The organism is Cellulomonas fulva (genome assembly GCF_018531375.1).
GTDB classification, from domain to species: domain Bacteria; phylum Actinomycetota; class Actinomycetes; order Actinomycetales; family Cellulomonadaceae; genus Cellulomonas; species Cellulomonas fulva.
Genome location: NZ_JAHBOH010000001.1, coordinates 1,588,144 through 1,613,359, shown reverse-complemented (window position 1 = coordinate 1,613,359; position 25,216 = coordinate 1,588,144). Strand labels below are relative to the sequence as shown.

General features: G+C 74.4%; 24 protein-coding genes. 11 read left to right on the top strand and 13 right to left on the bottom strand.

Going from position 1 to position 25,216, the window contains the following annotated elements; all coding sequences use genetic code 11:
* The first annotated feature begins 138 nt into the window (after positions 1 to 138).
* From KIN34_RS07220 to KIN34_RS07205, 4 genes are all read left to right on the top strand, one after another.
* Positions 139 to 1,377: a cation:proton antiporter gene (locus tag KIN34_RS07220; RefSeq protein WP_214348631.1), complete on the top strand. Its 1,239-nt coding sequence runs from the start codon at positions 139 to 141 to the stop codon at positions 1,375 to 1,377.
* A 35-nt stretch (positions 1,378 to 1,412) separates the two neighbouring features.
* Entirely contained in the window at positions 1,413 to 1,847 is a 435-nt protein-coding gene (locus KIN34_RS07215; RefSeq protein WP_214348629.1) for a phage holin family protein, read from the top strand.
* Between the two features lie 126 nt (positions 1,848 to 1,973).
* A complete protein-coding gene (locus KIN34_RS07210) occupies positions 1,974 to 2,384 on the top strand; it encodes a phage holin family protein (RefSeq protein WP_214348626.1) in 411 nt (136 codons plus the stop codon).
* Entirely contained in the window at positions 2,381 to 2,692 is a 312-nt protein-coding gene (locus KIN34_RS07205; protein ID WP_214348623.1) for a DUF3618 domain-containing protein, read from the top strand. Before KIN34_RS07210 ends, KIN34_RS07205 begins: the two co-directional genes overlap by 4 nt.
* A gap of 98 nt (positions 2,693 to 2,790) precedes the next feature.
* On the opposite strand, the gene KIN34_RS07200 is transcribed toward KIN34_RS07205, so the two are convergent.
* Positions 2,791 to 3,000 carry a BldC family transcriptional regulator gene (locus KIN34_RS07200; protein ID WP_214348621.1) on the bottom strand — a complete coding sequence of 70 codons (210 nt, stop codon included), beginning with the start codon at positions 2,998 to 3,000 and terminating at the stop codon, positions 2,791 to 2,793.
* Between the two features lie 594 nt (positions 3,001 to 3,594).
* Between KIN34_RS07200 and KIN34_RS07195 the strand changes: the two genes are divergently transcribed.
* The gene (locus KIN34_RS07195; protein ID WP_214348618.1) at positions 3,595 to 3,801 is read left to right on the top strand and encodes a DUF3073 domain-containing protein; all 207 of its coding nucleotides are present in this window, start codon (positions 3,595 to 3,597) and stop codon (positions 3,799 to 3,801) included.
* Positions 3,802 to 4,055: 254 nt separating this feature from the next.
* Here the strand turns inward: KIN34_RS07195 and purM are convergent, their stop codons facing one another.
* The 10 genes from purM to purL form a co-directional block, all read right to left on the bottom strand.
* The gene (gene purM, locus KIN34_RS07190; protein WP_214348615.1) at positions 4,056 to 5,198 is read right to left on the bottom strand and encodes a phosphoribosylformylglycinamidine cyclo-ligase; all 1,143 of its coding nucleotides are present in this window, start codon (positions 5,196 to 5,198) and stop codon (positions 4,056 to 4,058) included.
* Complete coding sequence (gene purF / locus KIN34_RS07185) at positions 5,195 to 6,742, bottom strand: amidophosphoribosyltransferase (protein ID WP_214348612.1); 1,548 nt, start codon at positions 6,740 to 6,742, stop codon at positions 5,195 to 5,197. The genes purM and purF overlap by 4 nt, the downstream gene beginning before the upstream one ends.
* Positions 6,743 to 6,842: 100 nt before the next feature.
* On the bottom strand, positions 6,843 to 8,216 hold the full coding sequence (locus tag KIN34_RS07180; protein ID WP_214348609.1) for a glycoside hydrolase family 6 protein: 1,374 nt from the start codon (positions 8,214 to 8,216) through the stop codon (positions 6,843 to 6,845).
* 180 nt (positions 8,217 to 8,396) lie between these two features.
* Positions 8,397 to 8,801 carry a histidine kinase gene (locus KIN34_RS07175; RefSeq protein ID WP_214348606.1) on the bottom strand — a complete coding sequence of 135 codons (405 nt, stop codon included), beginning with the start codon at positions 8,799 to 8,801 and terminating at the stop codon, positions 8,397 to 8,399.
* Between the two features lie 47 nt (positions 8,802 to 8,848).
* The gene (locus tag KIN34_RS07170) at positions 8,849 to 9,220 is read right to left on the bottom strand and encodes a sterol carrier family protein (RefSeq protein ID WP_214348604.1); all 372 of its coding nucleotides are present in this window, start codon (positions 9,218 to 9,220) and stop codon (positions 8,849 to 8,851) included.
* 70 nt (positions 9,221 to 9,290) lie between these two features.
* The gene (locus KIN34_RS17350) at positions 9,291 to 11,096 is read right to left on the bottom strand and encodes a carboxypeptidase-like regulatory domain-containing protein (protein ID WP_214348601.1); all 1,806 of its coding nucleotides are present in this window, start codon (positions 11,094 to 11,096) and stop codon (positions 9,291 to 9,293) included.
* A gap of 52 nt (positions 11,097 to 11,148) precedes the next feature.
* Entirely contained in the window at positions 11,149 to 12,186 is a 1,038-nt protein-coding gene (gene rsgA, locus KIN34_RS07160; protein WP_214348598.1) for a ribosome small subunit-dependent GTPase A, read from the bottom strand.
* Between the two features lie 57 nt (positions 12,187 to 12,243).
* Positions 12,244 to 13,755 (bottom strand): glycoside hydrolase family 6 protein, encoded by a 1,512-nt coding sequence (locus KIN34_RS07155; protein WP_214348596.1) that lies wholly within the window; start codon positions 13,753 to 13,755, stop codon positions 12,244 to 12,246.
* 85 nt (positions 13,756 to 13,840) lie between these two features.
* Positions 13,841 to 15,175, bottom strand: coding sequence for an NADP-specific glutamate dehydrogenase (gene gdhA, locus KIN34_RS07150; protein WP_214348593.1), 1,335 nt, complete (start codon positions 15,173 to 15,175; stop codon positions 13,841 to 13,843).
* 115 nt (positions 15,176 to 15,290) lie between these two features.
* Complete coding sequence (gene purL / locus KIN34_RS07145) at positions 15,291 to 17,639, bottom strand: phosphoribosylformylglycinamidine synthase subunit PurL (protein ID WP_214348590.1); 2,349 nt, start codon at positions 17,637 to 17,639, stop codon at positions 15,291 to 15,293.
* A 206-nt stretch (positions 17,640 to 17,845) separates the two neighbouring features.
* On the opposite strand from purL, the gene KIN34_RS17345 reads away from it, so the two are divergent.
* The 4 genes from KIN34_RS17345 to KIN34_RS07125 all read left to right on the top strand — a co-directional run bounded on the left by KIN34_RS17345 (position 17,846) and on the right by KIN34_RS07125 (position 21,337).
* Entirely contained in the window at positions 17,846 to 18,718 is an 873-nt protein-coding gene (locus KIN34_RS17345) for a DUF2599 domain-containing protein (RefSeq protein WP_214348587.1), read from the top strand.
* 106 nt (positions 18,719 to 18,824) lie between these two features.
* On the top strand, positions 18,825 to 19,937 hold the full coding sequence (locus tag KIN34_RS07135) for an alcohol dehydrogenase catalytic domain-containing protein (RefSeq protein ID WP_214348584.1): 1,113 nt from the start codon (positions 18,825 to 18,827) through the stop codon (positions 19,935 to 19,937).
* 108 nt (positions 19,938 to 20,045) lie between these two features.
* Complete coding sequence (gene fabG / locus KIN34_RS07130) at positions 20,046 to 20,843, top strand: 3-oxoacyl-ACP reductase FabG (RefSeq protein WP_307858130.1); 798 nt, start codon at positions 20,046 to 20,048, stop codon at positions 20,841 to 20,843.
* Positions 20,840 to 21,337 carry a MaoC family dehydratase gene (locus KIN34_RS07125; RefSeq protein WP_307858129.1) on the top strand — a complete coding sequence of 166 codons (498 nt, stop codon included), beginning with the start codon at positions 20,840 to 20,842 and terminating at the stop codon, positions 21,335 to 21,337. The genes fabG and KIN34_RS07125 overlap by 4 nt, the downstream gene beginning before the upstream one ends.
* Positions 21,338 to 21,443: 106 nt before the next feature.
* On the opposite strand, the gene KIN34_RS07120 is transcribed toward KIN34_RS07125, so the two are convergent.
* Positions 21,444 to 22,667: an acetyl-CoA C-acetyltransferase gene (locus KIN34_RS07120; RefSeq protein ID WP_214348581.1), complete on the bottom strand. Its 1,224-nt coding sequence runs from the start codon at positions 22,665 to 22,667 to the stop codon at positions 21,444 to 21,446.
* Between the two features lie 46 nt (positions 22,668 to 22,713).
* Entirely contained in the window at positions 22,714 to 23,916 is a 1,203-nt protein-coding gene (locus KIN34_RS07115) for an acyl-CoA dehydrogenase family protein (protein WP_214348578.1), read from the bottom strand.
* Between the two features lie 115 nt (positions 23,917 to 24,031).
* Here KIN34_RS07115 and KIN34_RS07110 point away from each other — a divergent pair, with 115 nt between their 5' ends.
* Together KIN34_RS07110 and KIN34_RS07105 are read left to right on the top strand one after the other, a co-directional pair.
* Entirely contained in the window at positions 24,032 to 24,757 is a 726-nt protein-coding gene (locus KIN34_RS07110) for a QsdR family transcriptional regulator (RefSeq protein WP_214348575.1), read from the top strand.
* Positions 24,754 to 25,203, top strand: coding sequence for an acyl-CoA thioesterase (locus KIN34_RS07105; RefSeq protein WP_214348572.1), 450 nt, complete (start codon positions 24,754 to 24,756; stop codon positions 25,201 to 25,203). The genes KIN34_RS07110 and KIN34_RS07105 overlap by 4 nt, the downstream gene beginning before the upstream one ends.
* Positions 25,204 to 25,216: the final 13 nt, after the last annotated feature.

Genomic DNA, 25,216 nt, shown 5'->3' with positions numbered 1-25,216 from the left:
CGTCGTTCCCGCGCCCGCGGACGTCCCGGCGTAGGTCACGGCGCAGGTCCCGGCGCAGGTCCCGGCGTAGGTCACGGCGCAGGTCACAATGGGCGGCAGCTCTCCGGCGCCTGGCGGAGACAGCACCAGGAGAACGCCATGGATTACGCCCGTCTGCTGCCCGTCGTGCTGGTCTCGGCCGTCGCGCTCGTCGTCGTCGCCGCCATGCCGGCCAAGGCGCGCCTCCCCCAGGTCGTCGTGCTGCTCGTCGGCGGCGCGGTCATCGGTCCCGACGTCCTGCACCTGTCCGCACCCGCGGACGTCGAGCTGCTCGCCGACCTGGGCATGGGCTTCCTGTTCCTGCTGGCCGGGTACGAGATCGACCCGGGGATCGGCCGCCGGCCGACCGGCCGCCTGGCGGCGCGGTCCTGGCTGACGTCCGGCGTGATCGGGCTGGCCCTGGTCGCGGCGCTCGACAGCATCACCCCGTTCACCGCGTGGGTCCCGCTCACGATCGCGCTCACCACCACCGCGCTCGGCGTCCTGGTGCCGATCCTGCGCGACGAGGGCCTGTCCGGCACGCGCCTCGGGCAGCACGCGATCGCGAACGGCGCCGTCGGCGAGCTGCTGCCGATCGTCGGGATGGCGCTGTTCCTCGGCACCCGCGGGACCGTCGGCGCGCTGGTGGCCCTGGTGCTGTTCGCGATCGGCGTCGTGTGGCTGACGCTCGCGCACCGCCGGCCGACCTTCCGTCGGCTGCGAGAGGTCATCAAGCCCCTGGGCGACGGCACCGGTCAGGGCGAGATGCGGTTCACCCTCCTGCTGCTGGTCGCGCTGCTGGCCTGGGCGACCGCGATGGGCTTCGACGCGGTGCTCGGGGCGTTCCTGGCCGGCATGGTGCTGCGCGCCTGGTCCCCGGTCGACAACCAGGAGCTCGAGCGGAAGCTCGACACCGTGGGCTGGGGCGTCTTCATCCCGGTCTTCTTCGTCTCCTCCGGCATGGGCCTCGAGCTCGACGCCCTGGTGGAGCACCCGTGGCTCCCGTTCGCGTTCGCCGGGATGATCCTGGTCGCGCGCGCGACCCCGGCACTGCTCTGGTACCGCCGCGAGCTCCCCGTCCGCGGCCGGGTGCAGCTGGGCCTGTACACCGCCACGACGCTGCCGCTCCTGGTCGCGCTCACCGAGATCGCGGTCGACGACGGCTCGATGCAGGCGGGCACCGCCGCGTGCCTGGTCGGGGGCGGGGTGATCACCGTCGTCGTCTTCCCGCTGCTCGCGCGGTACGTCGGACGGGAGACGGCGGGCGCGTCCGACGAGGGTGCGCCCGACCCCACCGGCGGCACGCCGACCACGCCCGAGCCCGCAGGGTCCCCCTCCGCGGCACCCGCCGCTGACTAGGCTGGCGGCACCCCCGCCGACCCCTGGAGGACGCCGTGACCAGCGAGCCTGCCCCCGAGCGCCGCCGTTTCCTCGACCGGTTCACCGACCCGATCGCCGAGCGCGCCCGCGAGAAGCTGGGCCAGGCCGAGGACCGCGTGCGCGCGTCCATCCAGGCCGAGATCGACGCGGTCGGCGCGAGCGTGCGCGCACGGGCCGTCGAGGTGCGCCCCTCGGCCATCGCCTTCGGGGTGGCGGCGCTGCTCACGTTCTTCGGGGCCGCACTGTTCGTCACCGCGGCGGTGCTGGGGCTCGCGTACGCGCTCGAGCCGTGGCTCGCCGCGCTGCTCGTCGGCGCCGCCCTGGTGCTGGTCGCCTCGGGGTTCGCCGCGTGGGGTCGTCGTCACCTGCCGCGCACGCCGCGCGTGGTGGTCCGCGTCACCGAGCCGACGCACCCCGCGGGCGAGCAGGTCCATCCCTGGGCCGACTGAGCACCCGCCCCGGCCGGCCGCGCCGCCCCACCCGCGGCGGCGTCCCCTCGCGGCATGCGCCGCTGACCAGCACACTGGTGGCTCAAGGCGGCGCGACGCCCGCCGGGCACGACGAGAGGCAGGACGATGACGACGCACACGGCACCGCCGAACCCCGAACGCTCTCTCGGCCAGCTCGTCAGCGACCTGAGCGAGCAGACCTCGCGACTGGTCCGGGCCGAGATCGACCTGGCGAAGGCCGAGGTGACGGGGCGGCTGAAGCTGGTGGGAGCGGGGGCCGGGCTGCTGGCCGTCGCCGGGCTCCTGGCGCTGTACCTGCTGGCAGCGCTGATCGCGACGGCGATCATCGTGCTCGACCTGTGGCTCGACCTGTGGCTCGCGGCGCTGATCGTCACCGTGGTCCTGCTGCTCGTCGTGCTGGTGCTGGCCCTGCTGGGGCTGAAGAGTCTGAAGAAGGGCAACCCGCCGACGCCCGCGCGCGCGATCGAGAACGTGCAGCAGGACGTCGCGGCGGTCAAGGAGGGTGTGCAGCGATGAGCGACGAGAAGTCCGAGGACACGCCGGTCGTGCCGTTCACGACGCCCGAGATCCTGGCGCTCGAGGCCCAGATCGCGGTCACGCGGCAGCAGCTCGCGTCGACCGTCGACGAGGTCGTCACGCGGCTCGACCCGCGGACCCAGGCCGCGGCCGCCGCTGCGGCGTCACGGCAGATGGTGCACGACGCTCTCAGCGAAGATGCGGCACCCGAGGACCAGGCGCGCGCCCGCAAGGTCCTGGGCGGCGCCGTGGCCGGCGTCGTCGTCCTGGTGGCCCTGGTCGTCCTGCGCGCTCGCCGTCACGACTGACGAGCGACGCAGCAAGAGCCGGACGCAGCAAGAAGCCGGACGCAGCAAGAAGCCGCCGGGGCACGAGGCCGCCGGCGGCCCCTAGGCGCGTGGCGCGCTCAGTCGGTGGCGCGCTGCTGCTGCGGGACGCCCGACAGGAGCGCCTGGACCTCGGACTCGAGGTAGCGGCGGTGGCCGCCCAGCGTCCGGATCGAGGACAGCTTGCCGGCCTTCGCCCACCGCGTGACGGTCTTCGGGTCCACCCGGAAGAGCGTCGCGACCTCGGAGGGCGTGAGGAGGTTCTCGTTGGGAGCGGGCTTGACGGTCATGACGGTGCCTCCTGACGCGAGCTGCGACCCACCGGAACTCCCCGCCCGGCGTGGCCACCTGGTCGATGGTCGTGCCCCGCGCCGGTCCTCCGGTCGGCCCGGGACCCGTCCCAGACCGCTCCGATGGCCCTAGCATGCGCAAACCGCTCATGGCAGTTCATTCAGGACACGATTTCGTTACGAAAGGGTACAACCCGGTCTTGTGAACCGACGAGTCTGCTGGTGAGCGCCCCGTGGAGCCACCATAAACCGGACTTTTCACCCGCGCACGGTGAGCGCGCAGATCCGTTCGGGCGTGTCGCCCGGCTCCCCGGCCGTGTCGTCCGGCGCGGTCGGCCACTCGCTGGCAACGTCACCATACGACACTGCGACCCCACCGCGGAGGCGGCAGCACGGCGTCCGCGGACCCTCCCGACCAGCCGTGCGGCCGGTCGTGGGGAGGTGGGGTGAACGTGACGCGCGTCGCCGCCCCGCAAGTGGCCGGAATACTCGTGTTGCATGTACCGTTGCCGCACGAAGAGACGATCCAGCACCCCGGGGCCGCACGTGTACGCACGGTGCCGCCCCGCATCCACGTAAGAGGGGGTCGATGCCATGGGGCGCGGCCGTCAGAAGGCTAAGCAGACGAAGGTGGCCCGGGAGCTGAAGTACTTCAGCCCGGACACCAACTACCGAGCCCTTGAGCAGGAGTTGTCGTCGCGCGGCCATGATCTCGGTGAGCGACGCGGCGGCGGTGCCGCGGTGGACACCGACGAGTCGGACGAGGCGGACTACGGCCGCTGGGTCGACGACGAGCGCTGAGATCGTCGGCGCCGGTGACCTCGTCGGCGCGGAGCTGGTCGGCGCGGAGATCGTCGACGCTGGTCGTCGACTACGATCCTGGGCGCTGACCTCGTCGGCGCCGAGCCCCGCCCGCAGGGCGTCTCGGCATCGACGCTCGAGGTCCGCTCCGCCGCACGCCTCTCGCTGCTGATCCCGGGTGGCGCCCGGTTCCTCGCGGACCGGGTGCCACCCGGGTCCCGCGTCGGGGCCCGGACCGCTCTCCCTGCCGGAGGTCAGACGCGGTAGGACCCGGTCAGGCGCACCGCGCCGCCGTCGACGCCCTTGGTGCCGGAGACGAACCCGGGCGCCCCGACGACGTCACGCTCGTCGTCCACCGCGCGCACGGCACCCAGCGGCCACGCCGGCAGACCGAGCTCGGCGGCCTGCGCGAGCACGCCGTCCACCGCCTCGGGCGCGACGACCGCAACCATGCCGACACCGAGGTTGAGGGTGCCCTCGAGGTCCGTCCACGGCACCTGGCCGAGCCGCTGCACCAGGCTGAAGACGGGCGGCAGCGTCCAGCCGCCGCGATCGACGTCGGCGACGAGGCCGGCGGGCAGGATGCGTGCGACGTTCGAGGCCAGCCCCCCGCCGGTGACGTGGCTGAACGCGTGGACGCCGGCGACGCCCGCGCGGCGGGCGATCGCGAGGCAGTCGGACGCGTAGACGCGCGTGGGCTCGAGCAGCTCCTCGCCCAGCGTCCGGCCCAGCTCGTCGACGTGCCGCTCGAGGCCCCAGCCCGCGGCCCGGACGACGGCCCGCACCAGCGAGTACCCGTTCGAGTGCAGGCCGCTCGACGCGAGCGCGACCAGGACGTCGCCCTCGCGGACCCGCTCCGGGCCCAGGAGCTCGTCGGCCTCGACGACGCCCGTCGCGGCGCCCGCCACGTCGTACTCGTCGGGCGCCAGCAGACCCGGGTGCTCGGCGGTCTCGCCGCCCACCAGGGCAGTCCCGGCGACGGAGCACGCCTCGGCGATGCCGCGGACCACGTCCGCGATGCGCTCGGGCACCACGCGGCCGGTGGCGATGTAGTCGGTCATGAACAGCGGCTCGGCGCCGACCACGACGATGTCGTCGACCACCATGCCGACCAGGTCGAACCCGATCGTGTGGTGCACGTCGAGCGCCTGCGCGATCGCGACCTTGGTGCCCACGCCGTCGGTCGACGTCGCGAGGAGCGGCCGGCGGTACCGGGTCAGGAAGCTCGCGTCGTAGAGCCCGGCGAAGCCGCCCACTCCCCCGAGCACGCGGGCACCGTGCGTCGCGCGCACCGCGTCCTTCATGAGCTCGACGGCCTTGTCGCCCGCCTCGGTGTCGACGCCCGCGGTGGCGTAGGTGATCGGCGCCGCCTGCGCGGCGTCGGTCGGGTGGGTCACGGCTGCTCCAGTGCGGTCGCGGCGCCAGCGCCGGGGATGATCGAGACGAGCCCGTCCTCGGGCGCGCCGAGCGGGAGCTCGTTCTGCTCCAGCAGGTGCTTGCCGAGCCGGTCGGCGGGCGGCAGCTCGATGGGGTAGCGGCCGGAGAAGCACGCGGTGCAGAGCTGGTGCGCGGGCTGCTCCGTCGCCTCGATGAGGCCCTCCTCCGAGATGTAGCCCAGGGAGTCGGCGCCCAGCGACGCCGCGATCTCGGCGGGCGACAGGCCGTTGGCGATCAGCTCGGCTCGGCTCGCGAAGTCGATGCCGTAGAAGCACGGCCACTTGACGGGCGGCGAGGAGATGCGCACGTGCACCTCGGCCGCGCCGGACTCCCGCAGCATGCGGATCAGGGCGCGCTGCGTGTTGCCGCGCACGATCGAGTCGTCCACCACCACCAGGCGCTTGCCGCGGATCACGTCCCGCAGCGGGTTGAGCTTGAGCCGGATGCCGAGCTGGCGCAGCGTCTGCGACGGCTGGATGAACGTGCGGCCCACGTAGGCGTTCTTGGTCAGGCCCTGCCCGAACGGGATGCCGGACTCCTGCGCGTACCCCACCGCGGCGGGCGTGCCGGACTCCGGCACGGGGATGACCAGGTCCGCCTCGACCGGGTGCTCGACGGCCAGCCGACGACCCATCGCGACGCGCGCCGCGTGCACCGAGCGGCCCGCGATCGTCGTGTCCGGCCGGGCCAGGTAGACGTACTCGAAGATGCAGCCCGCGCGCTCGGCCGTCGCGAACTTCGTCGAGCGCAGACCGTCGGCGTCGATCGCGATGAACTCGCCCGGCTCGACCTCGCGGACGTAGCTGGCGCCGACGATGTCCAGCGCGGGCGTTTCCGAGGCGACGACCCAGCCGCGCTCGAGGCGGCCCAGGACCAGCGGCCGCACGCCCTGCGGGTCCCGCGCGGCGTAGAGCGTGCGCTCGTCCATGAACACCAGGCTGAACGCGCCGCGCAGCCGGGGCAGGACCTCGAGCGCCGTGGCCTCGAGGGTGTGGTCCGGGTCGCCCGCCAGCAGGGCGGTCACGAGCGCGGTGTCCGTGGTGTTGCCGCGCGCGAGCTCGCCGCGGCGCTGGCTGCCGTACCGCTCCGCGACCAGCTCGACGAGCTCCGCGGTGTTGGTCAGGTTGCCGTTGTGGCCGAGCGCGACCGTGCCCGCGGCCGTGGGACCGAGCGTCGGCTGGGCGTTCTCCCAGTTGCTCGCGCCGGTGGTCGAGTAGCGGGCGTGCCCGATCGCGATGTGCCCCTGCAGGGCGTTGAGGGCGGTCTCGTCGAACACCTGCGAGACCAGGCCCATGTCCTTGTAGACCAGGAGCTGGGAGCCGTTGCTCGTCGCGATGCCCGCGGACTCCTGCCCGCGGTGCTGCAACGCGTACAGCCCGAAGTAGGTGAGCTTGGCGACCTCCTCGCCGGGAGCCCAGACACCGAAGACGCCGCAGGCGTCCTGGGGGCCTTTCTCGTCGGGGAGGAGATCGTGGTTCAGTCGACCGTCTGCGCGGGGGGCCACGTGCTCCATGGTCGCACACGCGCGAACGCGGCCGCCGCGACGTGTCAGGTCGCGGCGGCCGCGGCGCCGGCTCACCGGTGCGGACGGTCCGGTGCGCCCGTCACCAGTGCGCGTTGCGCGCGAGCTCGAGGGCGATCTCCTGCCACCACGCGCCGGCGGCCGGACCGCCGTTGCAGGTGCCGTCGGACTCGCCCGGGAGCTTGACCCACAGCAGGGCGTCGAGGCCGGTGGAGTCGTTCACCAGGCGCGGCTGGTCGCCCAGCGCACGGCCGCGCGGGTTGCACCACTGGCCGTTGCTGCCGTTGCCGTTGCGCGAGGTGTCGATCACGTAGCCCTTGCCACCGAGCCGCTGCGAGATCTGCTCGGCGTACGACTGCGTCGTGGAGGTCGTCTGGTAGTTCGACGTGTTCAGCGCGAAGCCGACCGCGTACTCGAACCCGACCTGGTTGAGCCGGTTCACCGCCGTGTCGACCGAGAGCCACGACGAGTGGCCCGCGTCGATGTACACGCGGCCGCCGGCCTGCGTGAGCGACTTCGCCGCGTACCGCAGGAAGCCGATGCGGTCGCCCTGGCCGCCGCAGTCACCGAGCTGCGCGAGCGCGTCCGGCTCGAGCACGACGATCGGACGTCCCGTGATCCCCTGCGCGATGGTGTCGATCCAGCGCGCGTACTCGGACTCGGCGACGCCGCCGCCCGAGTAGGAGCCGCAGTCGCGGCCCGGGATCGCGTAGACGACGAGCGAGACGGTCTTGCCCGCCGCGGCGGCGCGACCGGTGACGTCCCGCACCTCGGCCTGCGCGTGCGAGGCGTCGGTCCAGTTGCCGACCCAGTACGACTGCGGGGTGAGCGCGATCTTCGCGAGCAGCTGCTTGTCGGTGCCGGACGCGCGCTGCCACGCGGCGTAGCTCTGGTTCGACGTGTCCACGTAGAGCTGCCCCGCGGGCTGCGGGGGCGTCGTCGGGGTGGGCGTCGGCGTCGGCGTGGGGGTCGGCGTCGGCGTGGGGGTCGGCGTCGGCGTGGGCGTCGGCGTCGGCGTGGGCGTCGGCGTCGGCGAGCTCGTCGGCGTCGTCCCCGTGCACACGGTCCCGTTCACCGTGAACGACGACGGCGTGGGGTTGGCCGTGGCGTACGAGCCGATGAACCCGAACGACGCGCTGGCCCCGGTGCCGAGCGCACCGTTCCAGCCGACGTCCCGCACCGAGACGCTCTGCCCGCTCGTCGTGACAGTCGCGTTCCACGCCTGCGTGACCCGCTGCCCGGCCGCGAACGACCAGTCCAGCTTCCACGACGAGAACGACGAGCCGAGGTTGGTGACCTTGACGTCGGCCTGGAAGCCTCCGGGCCACTGGCTCTGGACGGTGTAGTCGACGCGGCAGCCCTCGGCGGCCTGTGCGCCGGTCGCTGCGGCGGTCAGGCCCGCGACGGCCAGAGCGGCCGTCGTGAGCAGCGCGAACGCGGTTCTCCGGGTGGACATGGGTGCTCCTCGTGCGGTTGCGGACACGGTCGCCCGGCCCGTCGTCCGCCGTCTCGTCCACGCGCGTCGGCACTGACGCGAGGACCGCCGCGGCGCCGGGACCGGTCCCGACGAGCAAACCCGACGCTCACCGCACGAGGCGAGGCCCCGACGTCCTCCGGATCGATTAGGCCGTGCGACTCAGCGCAGCGGGTCGCGGCTGCGGCGGTCCGCGAGCACCGCCAGGCCCCCGCCGACGAACCCGCCGACCACCGCCCCGGTCACGCCCAGCACGGTGTTGACCGCGCCCTGGCCGTCGAGGAAGGAGATGAACCCGGTGCCGGTCGGCACCGAGGAGGCGTCCGCGTCGTCGTCCGACCCGCCCAGCAGCAGGGCGAGCAGCAGCGCGACGACGGCGCCGACGACGGCGCCCGCCCCGATGAAGACGCTGAACTTGGGCGCGCGGCGCACCCGGGCCGGCGCGGCGACCCGCTCGAGCTCGGCCTCGCTCGGGACGGCGGGCTCGCTCACCTGCTCCGGGCTCGGCACAGGCGTCGGCACCGGCTCCTGCTCGGGTCCGGCGGGCTGATCGGGGGTCGACGGCACCCCAGGATCTTAGGCGAGTGCCGGGACCTGACCCGCAGCGCGGCAGGTCACGGACGCGGGCGGGCGGCCTGCAGCGGCAGCCAGTCGACGAGGCTCGCGCGCTCGCCGGACGCGTGCACCCGACCGTCGCGGACCGCGTCGTCCCAGGCCAGCGCGCCGGTCACGAGCTCGAGCCACGTCTGCGGGTCGGTCTCCACCACGTTGGGCGGTGTGCCGCGGGTGTGACGAGGGCCCTGCACGGCCTGCACCGCGCCGTCCGGCGGCACGCGCACCTCGACGCTGTTGCCGGGCGCGACCTCGGCGAGCTCCTCGAGCGTGAACCGTACGGCCGTCCGGCGGTCGGGCAGCGACGAGGGGTCGGTCCGCCACGCCGCGAGCGCGGCGCGGCCGACCACGGGCTCGGTACGACGACGAGGCACGTCGTCGATCCTGCCCCAGTGCGGCGCGGACCTCGACCCGGCGGCAGCCCCGGCCTCGGGCCCACCGACGTCACTCGCCCACGACCCCCGTGACCACGACCTGCGTCAGGTCGTCGACGCCGTCCACCGCCAGCGGGCTGGCCACGTCCAGGACCAACGGCGCCGGGATCGCCCATGCCCGCGCCGAGAGCCGAGTGACCACGCGACCGTCCCACTCGAGGGTCGTGCTGCCGGCGGCGTCCGTCTGTCCCGAGTTGCGCAGGGCACCTCCGGAGAAGCGACCGTCATCGACGAACACGTCGGGCGCCGGCCTGCCTCGCCAGAGCACCGTCGTCTGAGCGTGGACGAGCTCGCGCTCGACGCGGACCGGCGCAGGAAGAGTCCACGAGGTGCCCAGGACGGCGTCGACGTGCACCGGCCGCCGGTAGCCCCAGCCCAGCCCGTCGCGATACGTCGACACCTCGACCTCGTAGCCACCCGGCACCAGCCGGTCGACCTCGAACGCCCCACCCGGCTCAGTGATGACGGAGACGCGCTCGCGAGACTGCGGGTCCTGCGTCGGCCGCACGGCGACGGTGACCCGTTCGTCGTCGGCGACCCCCACCACGCGGCCGTGCACCGTCACGGTGCGGTCCGACGCGGTCAGCGGCCCGACCGCGGTCGTCGTCCCGCGCCGGACCACGACGCCTGCCCGGTCGGCGTACCGGCCCTGGCTCGTCAGGACGATCCCGTAGGTACCGGGGGCGAGCCCGCCGACCGCGAGCGTGGTGCTCGGACCCGCGGCCAAGCCGTTCGTCACGGCGCGGAGCCGGCCGGTGGCATCGTGGACCTCGAGGCGGACCCACTGGCCGGCCGTGGAACGCGCCGTCACCGAGATCCGGCCCTCGACCGTCAGGTGCACGTCGACCTCGTCGACCTCACCCGCCTGGACGGCGACCTTGCGTTCGACGCCGGACCAGCCTTCACGCGTCCTGCCCGCCTCATCGGTGTTCACCATGAGATGCCATCCGCCGGGCGGCAGCCCGAGCAGGAAGTACCGGCCGCGGGCGTCGGTGGTGCCGCCGACCATCGCCCCGTCCGCGGCCCTGACCGCGAGCACACCGACTCCGGCGGCGGGCCGACCGGCGGGGTCCGTGATCGTCCCGGCGAGACCGGTGCGGGTCCCGACGGCGACCCGCACGCTCGTCGTCCGGCTCGGCGAGACGCGGACCTCTGCGGAGCCCGCCTCCGCCATGCCGAACTCCCACAGGACGGACACGCGGTACCGACCCGGGGCGAGCCGGGTGAAGCTCCACGCGGTCGAGTCCCTCGAGCCGCAGGACTGCCTCACGGGTGAGCCGTCCAGCAGGAGCAGGCGAACGCAGCTGACCGGCGCGCCGACCGTTACCGTGAGCGCGCCTCGCTCGACGAGGATCTGCGTCCCCACCTCCACGGTGCCCCCGGCCGTGATCGGCTCGAGCAACGGGTACGCGGCGGCGTGCGTCCCGCCCCGGCCGACGAACTGCGTGACGTGATCGGCGCTCGGGGTGGTGATCCTCAGGTAGACCCCCCGGCCGGCGGCTGTCCGGGCGCTGACCGTGAAGGCACCAGCCCGGCCGACCGGCGCGGAGGCGACGACGAGCTCGTCGGGGTCACGGAGCGGACGCGCGGCGTCAGCCGCGAGGACCTCGACGCGGGAGGCCGCCGAGCCGTCAGGGAGCAGCGCGCGTCCGGTGAGCTTCGTGGTGACGGTCGGCGCAGCGTCCGCGGGTGCGGCCGCGGGGACGAACGCCGTCGCCGTCGCCAGCGCGGTGGCGACGACGAGCGCGGCAAGACGAGCGGAGAACATGGTGCGGCGCGCCCCCTGGTCGTGGTCGATGGCCACATCATCGGCCACCCGCACCCGATACCCGACGCGTCCGCCGCGGTTCACCCGTCCGGCGGAGCGTTCAGGGTCGGGGCGCACCCGGTCCGCGCCTGCCGCGGTGGTAGTCCATGGTCACGCGCTTCCACCGGGCCTTCTCCGCCGCCGCGAGCCGGACGTCCGCGCGCCGCTCCTGGTACGCGGCCTCGCGCTCGAGCTTGCGCCAGCTCGTGAACCGGCGCTCGGTGAGCTCGCCGTCGTCGAGCGCCCGCCGGACCGCGCAGCCCGGCTCGGTGGTGTGCGCGCAGTCGGCGAACCGGCACCGGGCGGCGATCTCGGCGACGTCGGCGAACGTGTGCTCGAGCGCCGCGGCGTCGGCGACCAGGCCGACCGCGCGGATGCCCGGGGTGTCGATCAGCAGCGCACCGCCGGGCAGCGGCACCAGCTCGCGGTGCGTCGTGGTGTGCCGGCCCCGGCCGTCGCCCGCGCGGCGCTCCCCCGTCGCCATGACCTCGCGGCCCGCGAGCGCGTTGACCAACGTGGACTTGCCCGCGCCGGACGGGCCGACCACGACGAGCGTCGCGCCCGGGGTCAGCAGCGCGCGCAGCGGCTCGAGGCCCTCGTCATCGGTCACCGAGACCGCGTGCACGGGCACCGCGAGCGCGACCTGCGCGACGTCCTGCGCCATGCCGGCGGGGTCCGGCACCAGGTCCGCCTTCGTCAGCACGACGACGGGCTGCGCACCCGAGCGCCACGCGAGCGTCAGCAGCCGCTCGACGCGGCCCAGGTCGGGGTCCGGGTCCAGGTGCTCGACGACGAGCACCACGTCGACGTTCGCCGCGAGCACCTGGGTCAGCGACGTGCGGCCCGCGCTGTCCCGGACCAGGGCGCTGCGCCGCGGGAGGAGCCCGACGAGCGTCGTGCCCTCGTCGTCGAGCAGCACCCGGTCCCCGACCGCGGGGACCAGGCGCGCACGCTCGTCGGACGGCCCGTCCGGGACGCTCGCGACGAGGCCATCCCGGTCGAGCGCGACCCGCACCGGTTCGCCGGTCGCGGGACCGGTCGCGGGCACGACGAGCACCGCGCCCTTGTCGGCGCGCACCACGAGCCACGGATCGGTCACGGTCCGACGGTAGGCACCGCGGGGCTCGTCGTCCGAACGATTTCCGTGCGCGGGCGCTCAGGGACGCGCGTTGCGCGCGAGCTCGAGCGCCATCTCCTGCCACCACCGACCGGCCGCCGGGCCGCCGTTGCACGCACCGTCCGACTCGCCCGGCGCCTTGACCCACAGCAGCGCGTCGAGCGCGGTGCCGTCGTCGACCAGGCGCGGCGGATCGCCCAGCGCGCGGCCCCGCGGGTTGCACCACTCGCCGTTGCTGCCGTTGCCGTTGCGCGAGGTGTCGACCACGAAGCCGAGCCCGTCGAGCAGGCCGGCGACCTGCTCGCCGTACGCGCGCTCGTCGGCCGTCGTCTGGTAGTTCGACGTGTTGAGCGCGAACCCGGCCAGGTGCTCGGTGCCGACGCGCTCGATCCGGCGCGCGGTCTCCGCGGCGGGGTGCCATCCCGAGTGGCCCGCGTCGAGGTAGACCCTCGCCCCGGCCGCGTCGAGCGCGCGCGCCGCGGCGGCCAGGTAGCCGACGCGGTCGCCCTGGCCGTCGCAGTCGCCGAGCTGGGCGAGCGCGTCCGGCTCGAGCACCACGATCGGGTGGCCCTCGACGCCGTCAGCGACCGTCTCGACCCAGCGGACGTACTCGCCGGCCGCGACGCCGCCCGCGGAGTGCAGACCGCAGTCACGGCCGGGGACGGCGTACACGACGAGCACGGCGGTCGAGCCGGCGTCGGCGGCGGCACCGGTCACGCGCGCCGCCTGGTCCCGGGCCCCCGCCGCGTCGGTCCACGAGCCGAGCCACGTCGCCTGCGGTGTGTGCGCGATCGCCGCGAGGAGCTCCTTGTCCGTCCCGGTCGCCGCCGCCCAGGCCGTCAGCGCCTGCGTGCCGTCGCCCACGTACAGCCCGCCGACCGCCTCACCCGCGCCGCCGCCGGTGTCGTCAGTCGTGTCGTCGGCCGTGTCGTCGGTCGTGTCGTCCGCCGTGTCGTCGGTCGTGTCGTCGTCGACGTACTCGCCGCTCACGACCACGACCGTGCACGGGTCGCCGTCGAGCGTGAACCGCGTCGGGTCCGGGTTCTCACCGCTCCACGAGGCGTTGAAGCCGAACGACGCGCGCGCGCCGGGCGCCAAGGTCGGCGCCCAGGTGGGCGCCGCCGCGGTCACGCGCGCGCCGTCCTGCTCGACCTGCGCCTCCCACGACTCGGTGATCTCCTGGCCCGCGTCGAACTCCCACGCCAGGACCCAGTCCTCCCGCGAGGGGCCGTCGTTGGTGACCTCGACGCGCGCACCGAAGCCGTCCGGCCACGCGTTGCCGACGGAGTAGGTCACCGTGCACGGGGCGTCGGCGTCGTCCGCCCCGTCGTCCGTGGTGGCCGACGAGCCCGACGAGCCCGACGAGCGGGTCGCGGCGGCCGTCGGCGTCGCCGCCTGCGGGTCGCGCTGCGCCGGGCCGTCGCCGGTGCACGCCGTCAGCAGCAGCACGCCGCCGAGCACGCCCAGCAGACCCCTCGCCGCCACCGCGGACGCGACGGCGCGTCGGCCGGTGCGCGCACGCTCGTCGGACCCCACCCGTGCGTCACCCATGAGGGTGACTGCGGCACCCGGCGGACCGATCTTCAGCCCGGGCAAGGGCGATCACCCGATCGGCCGTGCCCGCCGGTCGTGCGGGTCAGACGACGCCCTGCGCCAGCATGGCGTCGGCGACACGGACGAAACCCGCGATGTTGGCGCCCGCGACGTAGGAGCCCGGCACGCCGTACTCGTCGGCCGTCGCCAGGCAGCGGTCGTGGATGTCGCCCATGATCTCGGCCAGCCGCGCCTCGGTGTGCTCGAACGTCCAGGAGTCCCGGCTCGCGTTCTGCTGCATCTCGAGCGCCGAGGTGGCGACGCCGCCCGCGTTGGCCGCCTTGCCGGGCGCGAACAGCACGCCACCCTCCTGCAGGAGGGCGACGGCCTCCGGCGTCGTCGGCATGTTGGCGCCCTCCGCGACCACGCGGACCCCCGAGGCCAGGAGCGCGCGCGCGTCGTCCTGGTCGAGCTCGTTCTGCGTGGCGCACGGCAGCGCGACGTGCGCCCCGACCTCCCACACCCGGCGCCCGGGCACGTACGTCGCGCCGCGACGTTCGGCGTAGACGGACACGCGCTCGCGCTCGACCTCCCGCACCTGGCGCAGGAGGTCGAGGTCGATCCCCTTCTCGTCCAGCACGTAGCCCGACGAGTCCGAGCAGGCGACCACGTGCGCGCCGAGCTGCTGCGCCTTCTCGATCGCGTACAGCGCGACGTTGCCGGCGCCGGAGACGACGACGCGGCGGCCGTCGAAGGCCTCGCCGGCCGTCGCGAGCATGCTCTGCGCGAAGAGCACGGTGCCGTAGCCCGTCGCCTCCTTGCGGACGAGCGAACCGCCCCAGGTCAGCCCCTTCCCGGTGAGCACGCCCGCCTCGTAGCGGTTGGTGATGCGCTTGTACTGCCCGAACAGGTAGCCGATCTCGCGGCCGCCCACGCCGATGTCACCCGCGGGCACGTCGGTGTGCTCGCCGACGTGCCGGTACAGCTCGGTCATGAACGACTGGCAGAACCGCATGACCTCGCCGTCGGACCTGCCGCGGGGGTCGAAGTCGGAACCGCCCTTGCCGCCGCCGATCGGCATGCCCGTGAGCGCGTTCTTGAACACCTGCTCGAAGCCCAGGAACTTCACGATGCCCAGGTACACCGACGGGTGGAAGCGCAGCCCGCCCTTGTACGGGCCGAGCGCCGAGTTGTACTCGACGCGGAAGCCACGGTTGATCTGCACGCGACCCGCGTCGTCGACCCACGGCACCCGGAAGATGATCTGGCGCTCGGGCTCGCAGAGCCGGTCGAGCACCGCGCCGTCGACGTACTGCGGGTTCTTGGCGAGCACGGGGCCGAGGCTGTCGAACACCTCGAGCACCGCCTGGTGGAACTCGCGCTCACCGGGGTTGCGCGCGAGCACCTGCTCGAGGGCGCGCTCCAGCTGGACCTTCATGATCGGCTCCGCTCTGCTCAGCGATCCGGGGAGGACCACGCGAGCGTAGCCGTCGGCCGGCGCCGCCCTCCGGACGGCCCGACCTGCGGTCGGGCCGCGTCGGCTGGTCCCCGGATCAGCCGAAGTGGCGCGGGAGCGTGGCCTCGAACGTCTCGCGGGCCTCGGTCAGCGGGATCGTGAAGAGCCTCTCGACCTCGACGGCGGCCCCCGCCTCGTCGTCCCCCGACGACGCGACCTCGGCCGTCTGGCCGATCCGCAGGGCCGGGACGCCGCGGGCGACGCACAGGTCCGCGAGGCGGACCTCCTCCGAGCGCGGCACCGCGACGAGCGCGCGCGCCGTGGACTCGGAGAACAGCGCCTCGAACGGCGTCACCCCGTCCCGCTCGCACAGCGCGTCCAGGCTGACCTGCACGCCCACGCCGAACCGCAGCGACGACTCGACGAGAGCCTGCGCGAGGCCTCCCTCCGACAGGTCGTGCGCGGCGTCGACCAGGTCGTCGCGGGCGGCGTTCTGGAGCACCGCCGCCAGGCGACGCTCGGCGGCCAGGTCGACCGCCGGCGGCAGTCCGCCCAGGTGGCCGTGCACGACGTCGGCCCAGGCCGAGCCGTCGAGCTCCGCACGCGTGGTGCCGAGCAGGTAGACCGCCTGGCCCGGCGCGGTCCAGCCGGACGGCACCGCGTCCGCGACGTCGTCGAGCACGCCGAGGACGCCGACGACGGGCGTCGGGTGGATCGCCGAGTCGATCTTGCCGGGCTCGCCGGTGCCGTTGTAGAGCGAGACGTTGCCGCCGGTCACGGGCACCTCGAGGGTCTGGCACGCGTCGGCCAGGCCACGGATCGCCTCGACGAGCTGCCACATCGAGTCCGGGTGCTCGGGGCTGCCGAAGTTGAGGCAGTCCGTCACCGCGAGCGGACGGGCACCCGTGGTCGCGACGTTGCGGTACGCCTCCGCGAGCGCCAGCTGGGCGCCCGTGTACGGGTCGAGCTTGCCGTAGCGGCCGTTCGCGTCGGTCGCGAGCGCGACGCCGAGCCCGGTGCTCTCGTCGACGCGGACCACGCCCGAGTCGTCGGGCTGCGCGAGCGCGGTGTTCCCCTGGACGAACCTGTCGTACTGCCGGGTCACCCACTCCTTGGACGCGAGGTTGGGCGAGCCGAGCAGCCGCAGCACGGTCGCGCGGAGGCCGTCGGCGCTCGTCGGCCGTTCGAGCGACGCGGCGGTGTCGGCGTTCAGCCCGTCCTGCCACGCCGGCCGCGCGTACGGCCGGTCGTAGACCGGACCCTCGTGCGCGACGGTCTTCGGGTCCACGTCCACGATCCGGTGGCCGTGGTGGTCGATGGTGAGCCGGCCCGAGCCGGTCACCTCGCCGATGATCGCGGTCTCGACGTCCCACTTGCCGGTGATGGCGAGGAACTCGTCGAGCTTGTCCGGCGTGACGACCGCCATCATGCGCTCCTGCGACTCCGACATGAGGATCTCGCCGGCGGTCAGCGTGGGGTCGCGCAGCAGCACGTTCTCGAGGTCGACGTGCATGCCGCCGTCACCGTTGGAGGCGAGCTCGCTCGTCGCGCAGGAGATGCCGGCCGCCCCGAGGTCCTGGATGCCCTCGACCACGCGCGCGGCGTACAGCTCGAGGCAGCACTCGATGAGCACCTTCTCCATGAACGGGTCGCCGACCTGCACCGACGGGCGCTTGGACGGCTTGGTGTCGTCGAACGTCTCGCTCGCGAGGATCGAGGCGCCGCCGATGCCGTCGCCGCCGGTGCGCGCACCGAACAGCACCACCTTGTTGCCCGCGCCCGAGGCGTTGGCGAGGTGGATGTCCTCGTGCCGCAGCACGCCCAGGCACAGCGCGTTGACCAGCGGGTTGCCCTGGTAGCAGGCGTCGAACACGAGCTCGCCGCCGATGTTCGGCAGGCCGAGGGAGTTGGCGTAGCCACCCACCCCGGCGACGACGCCGTGCACCACGCGCGCGGTGTCCGGGTGGTCGACCGCCCCGAACCGCAGCTGGTCCATCACCGCGACCGGGCGGGCGCCCATCGAGATGATGTCGCGCACGATGCCGCCGACGCCCGTGGCCGCGCCCTGGTACGGCTCGACGTAGGACGGGTGGTTGTGCGACTCGACCTTGAACGTCACGGCCCAGCCGTCGCCGATGTCGACGACGCCCGCGTTCTCGCCGATGCCGACGAGCAGGTGCTCCTTCATCGCCGGCGTCGTCTTGTCCCCGAACTGGCGCAGGTGGTTCTTGGAGGACTTGTACGAGCAGTGCTCCGACCACATCACCGAGTACATCGCCAGCTCGGCGGCCGTGGGGCGGCGGCCCAGGATGTCGCGGATGCGCTGGTACTCGTCGGGCTTGAGGCCCAGCTCCGCGAACGGCTGCGCGAGGTCGGGCGTCGCCGCCGCGTCCTCGACGGTGTCGTAGTGCTGGTCGCTGCTGGGGCGCGCGGGTGCGGAGGTCATCGGTTCCCTAGGGCGAGATCGCACGCGGCCCGTGCTGTCGGCAGGGCGCGCGGCCGTCGTCGGCGGACGGGGCCAGGATACCGACGCACCGGACGTCTCCCGACCCGTGTCCACCCGCGCGGGCGCCCGGCGACGGTGTTCTGCGGCGGTCGGCCGCGGCGGTCGGCTGCGGCGGTCGGTGACGGCCGTCGGTTACGGTCGGCCGCGTGCACCGGACCGCGCCCAGCGTCGGCGGCCGCCGCCGGGCCGTGGCGGCCGGCGCGCTGGCCGCCGTCGCGCTCGTCGTCGCCTCCGGATGCGGCCTCGGCGGCGGGACCGCGCGGGACAGGGTCCCGACGAGCACGAGCACGACGAGCACGAGCACGAGCACGACGAGACCGGCGCCGGATCCCGAGCCGTCGTCCGCCGCGGGGAGCCCCGTCGAGAGCCCTGGCGAGAACACCTCCGAGCTGCGCGAGCGCGTGCTACGGGACGGCGTCCCGCTCACGTCCGGGGACGTCACGCTCGTCGTGCTGCCCGTAGCACCGCACGCGGGCGAGCCGAGGACGCAGGACGACGGCAGCGCGCGGTGGGAGCCGGCGGCGGACGACGCCGGCGCGACCGCGTCCGCGACGTCCCCGACCCTGCTCGTCGCGGCCGCCGCACCCCTCGACCTCGACCTGCTGCTCGACGGCACGGTCGTCGTGCGCCGGGGCGACGCGCCCGTCGCGGGGCTGTCCGCGACCGGCGCGGGCCGACTGACCGGGGACGGCGACGTGCTCGAGCTGCGCGGCGACGGGACCGCCGGCGTCTGGCTGGCGACGACGATGGTCGAGGACCTGGACTGGGGCGAGCGGGAGGGCGGCCGCTCGCTCGCCGTCACGCCGTCGGACTGGGCGCGGAGCGGCGGGCTGGCGGCCGACGAGCTCGTGCCCGCCCAGGTCGTCGCCGCAGAGCCGGAGGCCGGCACCTCGACGATGCGCGACCAGCTCGCGTGCCACCAGCTCGGCGCGCCGGACAAGGCGACGTGGAACCTGGAGCCGTGGCGCCCGGACGTCGGTCCGCTCGAGGTGCTCGTCGCCCGCTGCAACCCCACCTGATCCTCCCGTCGCCGCCGTGACGCCGTGGTCATCGGGGCGGGCGTGACACCATACCGCCCGGTCGGTATGGTGTGGACGGACGACGAGGTCCGCCGGAGGGAGCGACGTGGAGATCCTGGGTGCCGTCCTGGAGCGGACCGGCTCGGCCGCGCCGTTCGCCACGTCGCGGCCGTTCACCGTGGGACCGCTCGAGCTCGACGGTCCGGGGCCGGGCGAGCTCCTGGTCCGGATCGAGGCCGCCGGGGTGTGCCACTCGGACCTCTCCGTCGTGGACGGCAGCCGCGAGCGGCCCACCCCGATGCTGCTGGGGCACGAGGCGGCGGGCGTGGTCGAGCGCGTCGGTCCGGGCGTGGTGGACGTGCGGCCCGACGAGCGCGTCGTCATGACGTTCCTGCCGCGCTGCGGCGCGTGTCCCGAGTGCGCGACGGACGGCCGGCTGCCGTGCCGGGTGGGGAGCGCGGCGAACGCGGCGGGCACCCTCGTCGGCGGCCACCGGCGCCTGCACCGCGCGGGCGCGGCGGGCGACGAGGACGTGCACCACCACCTCGGCGTCTCGGCGTTCGCGACGCACGCCGTGGTCAGCCGCACCTCGGTGGTCCCGGTCTCGCGCGAGGTGCCGGCCGAGGCCGCGGCGCTCCTGGGCTGCGCGGTACTGACCGGCGGCGGCGCCGTGCTCAACGCGGGGCGCCCCGCGCCGCGCGAGCGCGTCGTCGTCGTCGGGCTCGGCGGCGTCGGCATGGCGGCGCTGCTCGTCGCGCTGGCGAGCGGGCACGAGGTGGTGGGGGTCGACGCGGTCCCCGACAAGCTCGCGACCGCTCTCGCGCTCGGAGCCCACGGAGCGCTCGCCTCGCAGACCGCGCTCGACGACGGCCTGCTCGCCGGCGTCGTCGTGGAGGCCGCCGGCAGCGCGCGGGCGTTCGAGACGGCGCTCGCCCTCACCGCCCCGGGCGGCACCACCGTCACCGTCGGCCTCCCCGCCCCCGACGCCCGGGCGCAGGTCAGCCCGCTGACGCTGACGGCCCAGGCGCGCACGGTCGTCGGGTCCTACCTGGGGTCCGCCGTGCCCGCACGGGACATCCCCCGGTACGTCGACCTCTGGCGAGAGGGCCGGCTGCCGCTCGACGCGCTGGTGTCGGGGCGCATCCGGCTCGACGAGCTCGACGTCGCGATGGATCGGCTCGCCACCGGGCACGAGCTGCGCCAGCTCATCACCTTCTGACGGACCCGGTCCGACGAGCCGGACCACCTGACCGCTCCGACCACCGGACCCACCGACCGACCCGCCCGAGCCGATCCGCCCGAGCGGGACCCACGAGAGGACGCCACCGTGACCGCACCAGCACAGCCCGCAGCACCCGCCGAGCCCACCCCGCCCGACGTGCGGACCGCGATCGTCACCGGGGGCGCCCGCGGGATCGGCGCCGCCACCGCGATGCGGCTGGCGGCCGACGGCCACCGGGTCGCCGTCGTGGACCTGTCCCTGAGCGACGCCCAGCAGACCGCCGACGCGATCGCCGACGCGGGCGGCGACGCGCTCGCGGTCAGCGCCGACGTGGGCGACGAGACCGCGGTCGGCGCCGCCGTCGAGCGGGTCGCCGCCGAGCTCGGTCCGCCCACGGTCCTGGTCAACAACGCCGGGATCCTGCGGGACGACCTGCTGTTCAGGATGTCGGCCGACGACTGGGACGCCGTGCTCCGGGTCCACCTCCGCGGCGCGTTCCTCATGAGCCGCGCGGTGCAGCGGCACCAGACCGCGGCCCGCTGGGGGCGCGTCGTGAACCTGTCGAGCACCTCCGCGCTCGGCAACCGCGGCCAGGCGAACTACGCGGCGGCCAAGGCCGGGATGCAGGGGCTCACCAAGACGCTCGCGCTCGAGCTGGGGCCGTTCGGCGTGACCGTGAACGCGGTCGCGCCCGGGTTCGTCGCGACCGAGATGACGCGCGCGACGGCCGAGCGGATCGGGGTGCCGTTCGCGGACTTCGTCGCCGCCGCGGCGGAGCAGACGCCGGTGCGCCGCGCCGGACGGCCGGAGGACGTCGCCGCCGCGGTGGCGTTCTTCTGCTCACCCGAGGCCTCGTTCGTCTCCGGCCAGGTGCTCTACGTCGCGGGCGGGCCGCGCTCGTGAACGGGCCGCTGCAGGTGATCGCGGCGCCGTCCGTGGCCGCGCTGCCCGACGTCGTCGGGCGCAGCGCGACCGGGCACTGGTTCACCGTGTCCCAGGACCGGATCGACCAGTTCGCCGACGCGACGGCGGACCACCAGTGGATCCACGTCGACCCGGTGCGCGCGGCGGCGGGACCCTTCGGCGCGACCGTCGCGCACGGGTTCCTGACGCTCTCGCTGGTCCCCGCCCTCACCGACGGGCTGCTGGCGGTCGAGGGCGCCGCGATGGTGGTCAACTACGGGCTCGACAAGGTCCGGTTCGTCAGCCCGGTCCGCGCGGGGTCGCGCGTGCGGGCGACGACGACGGTGGTCGGCGTCGAGCCGACGCCCGCGGGCACCCGGGTGCTCTCCGACGTGGTCGTGGACCTGGAGGGCGCCGACAAGCCGGCCGTCGTCGCCCGCACCATCACGCTCGTCGTCCCCGCCCCACCCCCACCCGCTGGTCCCGCCCGCTAGTCCCACCCGCTAGTCCCACCCGCACAACCCACCGCGACCCCGTGATCTCTCCGGCTCTGGAGCGTCAGAGCCGGAGAGATCACGGGGTCGCGGGCTTCGGACGGGGTCAGACGGCGCGGTCCAGGACCATCGCCATGCCCTGGCCGCCGCCGACGCACATGGTCTCGAGGCCGTAGCGGCCGTCGCGCTCCTGGAGCCCGTGGATCAACGTCGTCGTGATGCGCGCACCCGTCATGCCGAACGGGTGGCCCACCGCGATCGCGCCGCCGTGGACGTTGAGCCGCTCGAGGTCCACCCCGATCTCCTTGGCGGACGGCAGCACCTGCGCGGCGAACGCCTCGTTGATCTCGACCAGGTCGACGTCGTCGATCGTCAGCCCCGCGAGCGCGAGAGCACGCCGGCTCGCCTCGACCGGGCCGAGCCCCATGATCTCGGGCGAGAGCCCGCTGACGCCGGTCGAGACGATGCGGGCCAGGGGCGTCAGGCCCAGGTCCTCGACCACCCGGTCGCTCACGACGACGAGCGCCGCGGCGCCGTCGTTGAGCGGGCAGCAGTTGCCCGCCGTCACGGTGCCGTCCGGCCGGAACACCGGCTCGAGCGCGGACAGCGTGTCGACCGTGACGCCCGCCCGCGGCCCGTCGTCGGCCGCGACCACCGTGCCGTCGGGGAGCGTGACGGGGGTGATGTCGCGGGACCAGAAGCCGCTCGCGACCGCCTCCTGCGCGCGCTGCTGCGAGAGCGCCGCGTACTCGTCCTGCTCGCGCCGCGAGGTCCCGGTGAGCTGGGCGACGTTCTCCGCGGTCTGCCCCATCGCGACGTACACGTCCGGCAGCTCGCCGTCCTCGCGCGGGTCGCGCCAGGTGGTGCCGCCCTCGGCGGCGGTCGAGGTGCGCGCGGTCGCGTGCGCGAACCGCGGGTTGGTCAGGTCCTCGCCGGGGATGAAGTCGGCGTGCCCCCGCGCGTACCTGCTGACCAGCTCGACGCCCGCGGAGACGAACACGTCGCCCTCACCGGCCTTGATCGCGTGCAGCGCCATGCGCGTGGTCTGCAGGCTCGACGAGCAGTACCGGTTCACCGTGGTACCCGGCACGCCGTCGAGCCCGGCGAGGACCGCGACGACGCGCGCCATGTTCATCCCCTGCTCGCCGCCGGGCATGCCGCAGCCGAGCATCAGGTCGTCGATGCGCGTCGGGTCGAGGTCGGGGACCTGGTCGAGCGCCGCGCGCACCATGGTCGCGGCGAGGTCGTCGGCACGCAGCTCGCGCAGCGACCCCTTGAACGCGCGGCCGATCGGTGAGCGGGCGGCGGCGACGATGTAGGCCTCGGGCACGGTCGTCCTCCTGTCGTGGGTGCGGGTTCCGGGCTGGGGCGGGCGGTCAGACGAACGCGGAGACGCCCGTGATCGACCGCCCGACGATGAGCTGGTTCATGTCGCGCGTGCCCTCGAACGAGTACACGGCCTCGGCGTCCGCGAAGTACCGGGCGACGCCGTGCTCGAGCGTGATGCCGTTGCCGCCCAGCAGCTCGCGGCACCACGCGACGACCTCGCGCATCCTCGTCGTGACGAAGCTCTTGGCGAGCGCCGCGTGCTCGTCGCGCTGCCGGCCCTCGTCCTGCATGCGCGAGACCTGCATGCACATCGCGATGCACGCCGTGATGTTGCCGAGGCAGGAGGCGAGCCGGTCCTGGACGATCTGGTAGTGCGCGATCGTCTTGCCGAACTGCTCGCGCTCGCCGGCGTAGCGCACCGCGGCCTCGTACGCGCCCACCGCGACGCCGATCGCCTGCCACGCGACCTCGGCCCGGGTGAGCCGCAGGACGATCGCGACCTCGCGGAACGAGTGGACCTCGGGCAGGCGGTCGGACTCGGGGACGACGACGTCCTCGAGCGTGATGTCGGCGTTCTGCACGATCCGCAGCGCCTGCTTGCCCTCGATCTTGGACGTGGTGAACCCGGGCGTCCCCCGCCGCACGAGGAACCCCTTGACCTGCTGGTCCGCGACGTCCCGCGCCCAGACCACCGTGATGTCGGAGAACGTGGCGTTCCCGATCCAGCGCTTGGCGCCGTTGAGCACCCACCGGTCGCCGTCGCGCCGCGCGGTGGTGCGCAGGCCGCGCGCGGTGTCGGAGCCGGACAGCGGCTCGGTCAGCCCGAACGCGCCCATCACCGTGCCGTCGGCCATCGCGGGCAGCCACTCCTCCCGCTGCTCCCGGGATCCGCCGACGTGGATCGCGCCCATCGCGAGTCCGGACTGCACGCCGACGAAGGTGCACGTCGACGCGTCGACGCGGCCGAGCTCCATGCCCGCCCAGCCGCGGTAGACCGCGCTGTTCTCGAACCGCGCCACCTCGGGGATGAACGCGCCGAACGCGCCGAACCGCGCGAGCGGCTGCACGACCTGGTGCGGGAACTCGGCCCGCGCCCAGTAGTCGTTCGCGATGGGGCGGACCTCCCGCTCGAGCAGCTCGCGCAGCCGCAGCGCCGCGTCCTGCTCGACGGGCGTGAGGTCCGCCTGGAAGCCGTAGAAGTCGGCGTGCAGGGTCTCGGGCACCGCGGGCGCCAGGAGGGTGTCGGTCATCGCTCGTCTCCGATCGTCGTCGATCGCCGGCGTGCGTCGCCGGTCCCGTCCCACAGCGTGCATCATTTTCAGGAATGTTGCACCATCGACCGCCGTCAGGTCTAGAGTGCGGTCCATGCCGACCTCGACGACGAGCGCGGGACCCGCCCCGGAGGCCCGCACGGGAGCCCCGCCCGACGAGCCCCACGCGCCCGGCACGCACGGCACGGACCTCGCCCGCGCGGGCACGGCCGCCGCGCCCTCCTGGCTCTCGCAGCGGCTCGAGGACGGTGCGCACCCGGACGCGGTCCACGCGTTCCGTCTGGCGCGGGAGACGTTCATCGCCGGGGAGCGCATCGACATGGGGCGGCTCGCGCTGCGCATCGGCATCGACCGCACCTCGCTGTTCCGGTGGGTCGGCAACCGCGACAGCCTGCTCTCCGAGGTGCTGTGGTCCCTCGCCGTCCCCACGCTCTCGCAGGCGGACGCCACCGCACGGGACCGCCGGGGCGCCGACCGCGTGGTCGCGGTCCTCACCGCGTTCGTCCGCGACCTGATCGCCGCGCCTTACTTCCGCGACTTCCTGCGCCGCGAGCCGGCCCGCGCGCTGCGCCTGCTCACGACGAACGAGAGCGAGATCCAGCGGCGCTACGTCGCGGTCGCGGAGAAGCTGGTCCGCGACGAGCTCGGCGAGCGGCCCTTCGGCCGCGTCCCGCCGCACGACCTGGCCTACCTGCTGGTCCGCATCTCGGAGTCCTTCACGTACGCCGACCTCATCACCGGCGACGCACCGTCCGTCGAGCGCGCCCGCGCGGCGTTCGAGCTGGTCCTGCGTCCCGACGCACCGGGAGGTGCGGCGTGACGGAGCGCTACGGCCACCACGCCGTCGTCCCGACGCGGTGGAACGACAACGACCAGTACGGCCACGTGAACAACGCCGTCTACTACGAGGCCATGGACACCGCCATCAACCGCTGGCTGGTGCGCGCCGGGCTGGACCCGCGCGGGGGCGAGCACATCGCCGTGTGCGCGTCGTCGTCGTGCGAGTACCGGGCGTCGGTCTCGTTCCCGCAGTCGCTGCGCATCGGCCTGCGCGCCGCCCGCGTCGGCCGGACGAGCGTGACCTGGGAGCTGGGCATCAGCGCGGTACCGGAGCCGGCAGAGCCCGGGCAGCCCGGCCCGGAGCCCGCGCTCGCGGCCACCGGCCGGTTCGTGCACGTCTTCGTCGACGCCGTCTCGCGACGGCCCGCGCCGATCCCGGAGCCGTTGCGCGCCGCGATCGAGCGCGAGCTCGTCGTGACCCCCTGACCCGGCGCGACGT